Annotated in this window: 7 protein-coding genes; all 7 read right to left on the bottom strand. The window is 49.6% G+C overall.

Annotation, left to right across the window (positions count from 1 at the left end):
* A partial coding sequence (locus D9734_RS23190; protein WP_130210889.1) for an autotransporter outer membrane beta-barrel domain-containing protein occupies positions 1–2,084 on the bottom strand: 2,084 nt, incomplete at its 3' end.
* A gap of 623 nt (positions 2,085–2,707) precedes the next feature.
* Entirely contained in the window at positions 2,708–4,246 is a 1,539-nt protein-coding gene (emrB, locus tag D9734_RS23195; RefSeq protein ID WP_130210892.1) for a multidrug efflux MFS transporter permease subunit EmrB, read from the bottom strand.
* A gap of 16 nt (positions 4,247–4,262) precedes the next feature.
* Positions 4,263–5,435 carry a multidrug efflux MFS transporter periplasmic adaptor subunit EmrA gene (gene emrA, locus D9734_RS23200; protein WP_001295175.1) on the bottom strand — a complete coding sequence of 391 codons (1,173 nt, stop codon included), beginning with the start codon at positions 5,433–5,435 and terminating at the stop codon, positions 4,263–4,265.
* A gap of 126 nt (positions 5,436–5,561) precedes the next feature.
* On the bottom strand, positions 5,562–6,092 hold the full coding sequence (gene emrR, locus D9734_RS23205; RefSeq protein ID WP_000378441.1) for a multidrug efflux transporter EmrAB transcriptional repressor EmrR: 531 nt from the start codon (positions 6,090–6,092) through the stop codon (positions 5,562–5,564).
* Positions 6,093–6,182: 90 nt separating this feature from the next.
* Positions 6,183–6,518: an L-valine transporter subunit YgaH gene (gene ygaH / locus D9734_RS23210; protein ID WP_130210894.1), complete on the bottom strand. Its 336-nt coding sequence runs from the start codon at positions 6,516–6,518 to the stop codon at positions 6,183–6,185.
* Positions 6,508–7,245 (bottom strand): L-valine exporter subunit YgaZ, encoded by a 738-nt coding sequence (ygaZ, locus tag D9734_RS23215; protein WP_130210896.1) that lies wholly within the window; start codon positions 7,243–7,245, stop codon positions 6,508–6,510. Before ygaZ ends, ygaH begins: the two co-directional genes overlap by 11 nt.
* 123 nt (positions 7,246–7,368) lie before the next feature.
* Positions 7,369–8,553, bottom strand: a complete 1,185-nt coding sequence (locus tag D9734_RS23220) for an MFS transporter (protein WP_130210898.1) — start codon at positions 8,551–8,553, stop codon at positions 7,369–7,371.
* Positions 8,554–8,690 lie beyond the last annotated feature (137 nt).

Here is an 8,690-nt window from a genome sequence, read left to right on the forward strand (position 1 = left end):
ACATAAGTCCCGGTTTTGTCTGCTTCGTTAGCGTACCAGGTGCCATACACGCCCACACTGTAGCCGTCGATTTGCCCACGTGAGCTGTACCCGGTCAGGTTGGAATGCGTGTGACTCTTGCTGTTGGCATAGCCAGCCATTAAGCCGAGATGCCAGCGATCAAGGTCATTACTGCTCCATTGTGCGAGATCACCACCCAGTTGCAGAACATAACGGTTGCTCTGAGTGCTCAATTCATCCGAACGATCTTTAAAGCGATTATGTCCGCCAATATTACGCATCCACAAACTGGTTACTTTCTGTTCGCCAGTGAGCAGGTCGGTGTATTGTGTTTCCCCCAGACGGTCATGCAACCGGGTATTAAACAGCGTATTTGCCGCCTGAATATTGGCCAGATAGCTACCAATTTCCGGGCGATACAGATGTTTTCGTTCTGGTTGTGGAACAGATGGCGTAACAGGCGGCTCCGGTGTCACAGGCGGTTCTGGTGTTACAGGGGGCTCAGGTGTTACAGGTGGCTCAGGATCGGGGTCCGGGATGACGGGTAGTACCGGAGTATACGGTCCTGCGGGAATTTCACTGGTTAAAAACCAGTTCTGGTTGTCGCTTTTTACCACGTTGTAGTCATAGGGACCGGCAACAATACGACCTTCTTTACTGAAAACGCCCTCTGACAGGCCGTCAACCTCGACAATTTTTATCCCTTCCAGAGTATCCGCGCCCAGACCGCCCGCATTGTTGACCATGACGCGGGTACTACCGGAAGTATCACCTTTTACGATGAGCTTATCAGTCGCGGAATTATCATCGCCGAGTTCGGTACGCATAACTAACAAACCATTATTAGCAGTGTAATTGCCATTAATGGTGAGTGTGGCAGGCGTGAATTTGTCGCCATTTTTTGAGGAAGACAGTGTTGCTGTACCCGCCAAATCCAGTGTATTTAAGGTTTGTGAAAAACCGTCTAAATCGATATTCCCTTCACTGTCGACAACATAATCGGAGTTTGGGCTGAAGGTATCGTTGATACCGGCGCGCAAGGTGCCTTTATTAATATTTGTTTGGCCAGAGTAGGTATTTGCGCCAGTCAACGTCGTGACGCCGGAACCTTCCTGGTTAACTTCGCCTTTGCCAACTATATCTGCAGCCAGGATAAAATCTTCGCTGGAGTGGTTAAAATTAATTTGGGCAGTACTATTCCCGACATTGCTTCCCATATGGATAATCGGCGTCTTGATGATCCCCGCTTTCTGTTCTGCTTCTCCCTGCGCTCCACCAATGTTTAGAATACCGGTGCTGGTTTCTGCTATCCCAAGCCAGATAAATTGATTAGCACTGACCGTGGCATTATTACTAACGGTAAGTACCCCCTTGGCCTCGTTCTGCAATGAACTCAATCCCCCGAGGTTGATATATTCATTCACTGTTAATGAAGAATTGTCGCCATCAACCAGCGTTTCACCGTATCCAGTCCCGTGGAAATCACCTGAACTTCCAGTAAAACCAATGAGCACATCCTTTGATGCTGTAAGACGACCGCCATGCGTGATTTCGAGTTTACCTGTTCCCTGATCGCCGACCATCACATACGTTGCAGAAACGGAAGAACCCGCACCGTCAATAATGACTTGCCCTTGTGCTTGGTAATCATATTCACCGATTCTGAATTCATTTAAATCGGTGATAGTACTGCCGCTAAGCACCATTAAGGTTCCTGAACCACCATTCTTACCTAAATAAACATCGCGTTCATTAGGCGATGCATGACTAAGCGTTAGATGAGTATTATTTTCTAATTTCATTACCCCGGAGGTAGCATTGCCGATTACGATTTTAGCCGTAGACAGATCCCGCCCATCTATATTCAATGTTCCTTCACTTTTTGAACCAACATTAAGATAATGAAATTGATCCCAGGCTGATGAATTATTTTCGGATGAGGATAGCGTTACAACATCATTATTGTCGATGGTAACATCACTGTTGATGGTCGTGGGTGGTGTCCATGCCAGTGAAACGGGTATTGATAACACGGTTGAAATAGCTATTGCCAGCGTTGACAAGGGATGCTTTTTGATATTCATAAAGTTCCTTCTCATCCTTATGATTTATTTTTAGATAAATAATGAGCTCACAGTAACTACGTAAGAAAATTAGGTTTTAACGTCTTTGGAACAGGTTACTGTTTTATCAAATGAAGAGTAGTGCGTGAAACCAATGTTTATAAATCAGTTTAATTTATGGTTAATTTAATATTAATTTGTTTTGATGATTTAGGAGTTGAACTAAAAAATAAGCTGCATAGTTTTCTGTAGCAAAAATCTTTAAATATCTTAAATGGTAAAAAATGATAAAAAGAAAAGCGAGGAAAATCATTAAGATGTGTGATGTCGATATTTTTTAATTTAATATAAATGACGAATTAATTGCATGTTTATTGTTTGCACATCTTCTTAGAAGAGGGGAAATACCAGGATTTTTATCAAAAAAATAATATAAATGTGATTTCTGTGTATCGATGAAATGAATAAAAATATGAGATAAAACACACGATTCTTAAGAAGAATATAAATACATTGTCTATTTTTTTCTGATTGCAGAACTGTTTATTATGCAACCCTCAATAATGGCATAATTTGGCGTTGATTAAACAACCGTTTACAGAATGAGCATATAAAAAAGGGAGCCACAGCTCCCTTTGACAACCTTAGTGCGCACCGCCTCCGCCGCCGCCTGCGCCAAATGGCGGTTTAGCAAACCACACCAGCCCCAGCAGGATGAGGAATATCCCGGCTGACATCCAGAAGATCTCATTGGCGGAAATAATCAGCCCCTGATTGGTGATCTGCTGAGCAATCCAGCCCGATGCCTGCTGTTGCGTCATCCCCAGACCTTCCAGTTGACTGTACATCGCCTGGGCGTTCGGGTTATACGGGTTCACTGATTCGGTCAACTGAGCATGGTGCATCGACTCGCGGTTAGTCCACATCGTCGTCGTTATGGACGTACCTATAGACCCCGCCAGCGTTCGCGTAAAGTTGGAGAGGCTCGACGCCGCCGCCAGTCGTTCCGGTGGCAGACCAGACAGCGTAATGGTGGTCAGCGGCATAAAGAAGCAGGCCACTGCGAAGCCCTGGATAAACTGCGGCCAGGCCGACGCGCCAAAATCCATACCCGGTTCAAAGGTATAGGCACGCCAGTAGAAGCAGACGGCATACATAATAAAGCTGAACGTCACCAGCCGCCGCATATCCAGTTTATGCGCAAATCGACCGATAATCGGCGACAGGATCACCGGAATAATCCCTACCGGCGCAGAGGCCAGCCCTGCCCATGTTGCCGTGTAGCCGTAGACTTCCTGCAACAGCTGCGGCAGCAGAACAATAGCGCCGAAGTAGAGCATATACGCGAGGCTGATACATAAGCAGCCGATGGTGAAGTTGCGCGACTTAAACAACGACAGATCGACTATCGGGTTATCATCCGTTAGCTCCCAGACAATCAGGAAGCAGATAGCCACCACCGCCACCACGGTGAGGATGATAATTTCCTGTGATGAGAACCAGTCCAGCTCTTTACCCCGGTCGAGCATAATCTGTAGGCTGCCGATACCAATCACCAGCAGCGCCAGCCCCACGGCATCAATCCGCCGCCGTTCGGTGCGGGTTTCGCGTCCGCGCAGGGTTTGTAGTGTCATCAACACCACCGCCACGCCAATCGGCACGTTGATGAAGAATATCCAGCCCCAGTGGTAATTATCACTGATATAACCGCCGAGGATCGGGCCGCAAATTGGCGCGACAATCACCGTCATCGACCACAACGCCAGCGCGATAGAACGTTTGGCCGGTGGGTAGTTATTCAGTAACAGACTTTGCGAAAGCGGGATCAATGGCCCGGCGACAATCCCCTGAATCACGCGGAAGAAGATCAGCATATTCAGACTGCTGGAGACACCACATGCCCACGAAGCAATGGCGAAGGCGATGGTCGACCAGAGGAACAGTTTCACTTCCCCGAAGCGCTTTGCCAGCCAGCCGGTAAGAGGGATCGAGATGGCATTCGCCACCCCGAAGGAGGTGATTACCCACGTTCCCTGACTGAGTGATGAACCCAGGTTCCCGGCGATAGTGGGGATCGCCACGTTAGCAATGGTGGAGTCCAGCACCTGCATGAATGTCGCCAGCGACAGCGCAATCGTCATAATGACCAGTTGCGCGCCTTCCAGCGGTTTTTGCTGTTGCATCACACGCACCTCTGGATTAGCCAGCGTTAGCTTTTACGATGTCGTCGATCAGTTTATTGACAGGTGCCAGGCTGATTTCACGCGCGGTGCTTACCGCGACCGGTGTGGAGCGTACTTTGTTTGCCAGTACCTGGCCGTCACGGTTAGTGGTATTGACGCTCACCAGCGTGGATAAACCGATACGCAGCGGGTATTGTTCCAACTGTTTCTGGTCCAGTTCGATACGAACAGGCAGACGCTGAACGACTTTGATCCAGTTACCGGTGGCGTTTTGCGCCGGAAGCAGCGAGAACGCGCTACCCGTACCCATATCCAGACCAACCACTTTACCGGTGTATTTCACATCATCGCCGTAAATATCGGTGGTGATGGTAACCGGCTGACCGATGCGCATATTGGCAATCTGCGTCTCTTTAAAGTTAGCATCCACCCACATATTCGTGGCTGGAACGACCGCCATCAGCGGCGTGGTTGGGCTAATTTGTGCACCAGGCTGTACTGCGCGACGGGAGACATAACCAGTCATCGGGCTGACAATACGGGTACGCTCCAGCGCCAGCCAGGCATTACGCACTTCAGTGGCAGCCTGTTGCACGGCAGGTTGATCTTCCAGTTTAGTCCCCAGAATCATCGCCTGATTGGCATTGTATTGTTGAATGGCGACATCCAGCTGCGCCTGGGCGCTGGTGACGGCGTCGCGGGCGTGTTGCAGCTCTTCGCGGCCAATCAGGTTGGCATTGCCCAGCGGCACGCGGCGGTTGTAGTCACTCTGAGCTTTGGCGAGGGCGATTTTCTGCACCTCAATATTTGCCTGCAACTGTTTGCTGTTAATCATCAGTTGGTGGGTTTGACGTACGCTGGAAGCCAGCGCAGTTTTGGCTTTTTCAAACGCCTGGCGAGCATCCGTCGGGTCGAGAGTGACCAGCACATCGCCTTCTTTTACAAAATCGGTGTTATCGGCCCAGACTTTCGTCACACTGCCTGACACCTGAGACATAATTTGAATCTGATTTCCTGCCACGTATGCGTCATCCGTTTCTTCGAAATGACGCAGTACCAAAAACCAATAAATCCCTATCGCTACGGCAATAATAATAAAGAGCAAGGTGAGAAGGAGGAGCAGACGCTTACGTTTGCCGCTCTTCTTTACCGGTTGCTGCGGGGTTTGTGTCTCCGCATTTGCGCTCATAGTATTCTCCACGATCTTCTTAACTCATCGGCTGAGCCGACCTGCTTGCCAAAAAGGCCAGCACGTTGCGATGCTGGCCGGTCAGTTTTTCTTTTATAAGTCTGGATTTTTGAGCGAGATGACGCGTTAGCTCATCGCTTCGAGAACAGCACCGTCTTGTTCCATCTGATCGAGACGGGAGAGCAATTTGCGGGTGATTTGCTCGAGCTGATCTTTTTCTGTTGTGCTGAGCGCGGACCAGAGTTGATGCAGGCAGTTATGCTGCGGCGGTAAAACCTCGCGCAAAAACTCGTGACCTTTTTCCGTTAATTGCAGATGCAGGCAGCGGCGATCGTTATCGCTTTCACGACGTTCGATCCAGCCACGTTTTTCCAGCTCATCGGCAATACGCGTCGCATTGGTACGGGATGATCCAAGAGCACAGCTCAATTCAGAAGGCTGAATACTGTGGTTTTCCTGAGACTCCAGCGTAATCAACGCCATAAACAACGTCTCGTTAATCCCCTGAGCCTTCAGCATTTTATTGCGGTTCTCCAGCAGCTTGCTTTGCATATGCATACAAAGACGGGTCAGAAGGATCTCCTGATAAGGAAAATCTTCGTGGCGGCTGGCGCGAAATTTTAGCATTTGTTCAATGGGCGTAAACGAACTATCCATTTGGGTATGACCTCATTAATTTCAGCCGATATAGTAACGACAGTGACAAATAAAGTAAATGTATTGTTTTAGAAAAATGATTCTTGTGGTCTATAGAAACGTCATCACTTTCCACGTCAGCCCGTAGGCCAGCGCACTCAATAAAGTGGGAATAATGATGCTGCGTGTTTTATAGAAACTGGCTCCCAGTACCGCAAAACCGACCAGCGTGGGTACGAAACGGCGTGAATCGTGTATCACTTCTGGTGCGGTAGAGACAACCAGCAGAGCGCAAATCGAGGCGATGCCAATGGTGTCGAGCAAAATACCCACTGCGCCACGCTTGGTTGGGCGGGCATTGCCCACTCGCAGGCGTAGGGGTAAATAGCGGAAGCAGTAATTCGCCGCGCCAACCAGTAATCCAAGCAGCAGAACCTCATAGCTCATCAGGTGCTCCTTGCCAGAATGACTGGATTAACGCAGTGAGGCAGCCAAAGACAATGCCTGCCAGAATGGCGACGGGAATAGAAAATAGCGTTACGCCAGCAAGGGCACCAACTAACGCTGCGGTAACGCAAAGGGATTGTTTGCGCTGGAAAGAGGCGAGCAGAAAACTCATAAAGAGTGCCGGCAGCATAAAGCCTAATGCTGCTTCGACGGCTGGATAACCTTGCAGCAAACCGCTGCCCGAAAATGCCCCTATTACCGTACCAAATACCCACGATGACCATGAACTGAAGGCAATGCCGATCATCCAGTTTTCGCTCCAGCGGCGATTATTACGTACCAGTTTTGCCGTTGCTGCGGCAAAAACTTCGTCCGTCAGGCCAAATGCCCACAGTGCGGTTTTCGATTTTTGCAGGCGTTGAACAATGCGGCTACGCAACGATGGACCATACAGTACATGGCGAACATCCATTGCCATAACGGTCAATGCGGCTACCCACAAGCTACTACCAGCTGCCAGCATTGCGGTGATGACAAACTGGCTCGCTCCTGCATAAATAATGCAGGAGAAAAAAACGCTTTCCAGGGGAGAGAATCCCAGACGGGTCGCATTCAGACCAAATGCAAAGGCCACCGGAATATAACTAATAACAATCGGTAAACTGTCTTTGCAGCCTTCCATGAAGGTCGCCGAACCAGAAGCAGGCAGTGGAGTAGGGCTTACCATAGAGTGTACGCTTAACGATTGTTAATATTATTAATAGTCTGGATGAATATCCTAACCTTATCAGACTGATGGGATTCTTAACACCCTTATAAGTGTAAAGCCACGAAAACGGTTGCTGATTGCTTAATTTGCGACTTCCTGACGATGAAAACCTCGCCACCAGACCAGTAAGTTAACCAGGGCAATCGTCGCGCCAGCCAGACAAACGCCAGCCCAACCGCCATGTTGCCAGGCGGATGCCGAGATCAGCGAACCAGCAGCACCGCCAATAAAGTAGCTGGTCATGTAACCTGCGGTCAGGCGATTACGCGCATCAGGATGAATACGATAAATCACAGTTTGATTGGTGATATGCACGCCCTGCACGGTGAGATCCAGTATCAGAATGCCGATAATTAGCGCCAGTACGGAAGCGTGGCCAAACCAGATCGCCAACCATGAAAGTAACAACAGCAGCAGACCAAACGTTGTTGTGAGATGCGATTTGCCCTTATCGGCAAAACCGCCCGCCGGGCGAGCGCCCAACGCCCCGGCAGCTCCTGCAAGTCCAAACAGACCAATTACGCCATCGCTGTAATTAAAAGGCGGCGCGGCGAGCAAAAAAGCCATTGATGTCCAGAGAATGCTGAAGTTAGCAAAGGTCAGGCAGCCCAGCAACGCGCGGGTGCGCAGGATCTTATCGCTGATAAACATGCTGAAAACGGAACCAAGCAACTGTGGGTAGTTGAGGTGGGTTTCAGATTTCATTTGTGGCAGGCCGCGCCATAACGTCAGTGCCATCAGTGCCATTAACACCGATGCGACCCAAAAGACGGTGCGCCAGCCGCCGAGATTCGCCAGCAGCCCGGCAACGGTACGCGCCAGCAAAATCCCCAGCAGCAGGCCACTCATAATGGTGCCAACCACCTTGCCGCGTTTGTCCGGTGAAGCCAGCGTCGCCGCCAGTGGAACCAGAATTTGTGCCACGACCGAGAATAAACCGGTTAATGCCGTACCGAGGATCATCATCGCCAGCGACTGACTGCTGGCAGTGATTAACATGCCACCGGCTGCCAGTAAGGTCATGGTGACAATCAGGCGGCGGCGTTCAAACATATCACCCAATGGAACAAGAAACAGCAGACCTGCGGCATAGCCCAACTGCGCGGCTGTAACAATAAAGCCTGCCGAACTGGCGGAAAGGGAAAAGTTACGCGCGATGGTGTCGAGCAATGGCTGTGCGTAATAATTGCTGGCGACCGCCAGACCGGTGGCGATCGACATTAGCACGATCAGCGCCGGGCTAAGCTCATGATTGGGTTTAGTCATTATTTTTGTTCATCAGGTGATGATTAAGCTGGAAATCAATAATAGCGGATGTTGATGAATATGGGATGAAAGATAGATTGTTGAAATGTGCGGGTAATGGGGAGAGGGTATTTGAAGGGAGCCTGTACATCATTCTG

Origin of the sequence: Escherichia sp. E14S1, assembly GCF_004211995.1 — a bacterium.
Lineage (GTDB): Bacteria > Pseudomonadota > Gammaproteobacteria > Enterobacterales > Enterobacteriaceae > Escherichia.

Coding starts and splice junctions, on each gene's coding strand:
- emrB (WP_130210892.1), bottom strand. CDS start 4,246: ATGCAACAGCAAAAACCGCTGGAAGGCGCGCAACTGGTCATTATGACG.
- emrA (WP_001295175.1), bottom strand. CDS start 5,435: ATGAGCGCAAATGCGGAGACACAAACCCCGCAGCAACCGGTAAAGAAG.
- emrR (WP_000378441.1), bottom strand. CDS start 6,092: ATGGATAGTTCGTTTACGCCCATTGAACAAATGCTAAAATTTCGCGCC.
- ygaH (WP_130210894.1), bottom strand. CDS start 6,518: ATGAGCTATGAGGTTCTGCTGCTTGGATTACTGGTTGGCGCGGCGAAT.
- ygaZ (WP_130210896.1), bottom strand. CDS start 7,245: ATGGTAAGCCCTACTCCACTGCCTGCTTCTGGTTCGGCGACCTTCATG.
- D9734_RS23220 (WP_130210898.1), bottom strand. CDS start 8,553: ATGACTAAACCCAATCATGAGCTTAGCCCGGCGCTGATCGTGCTAATG.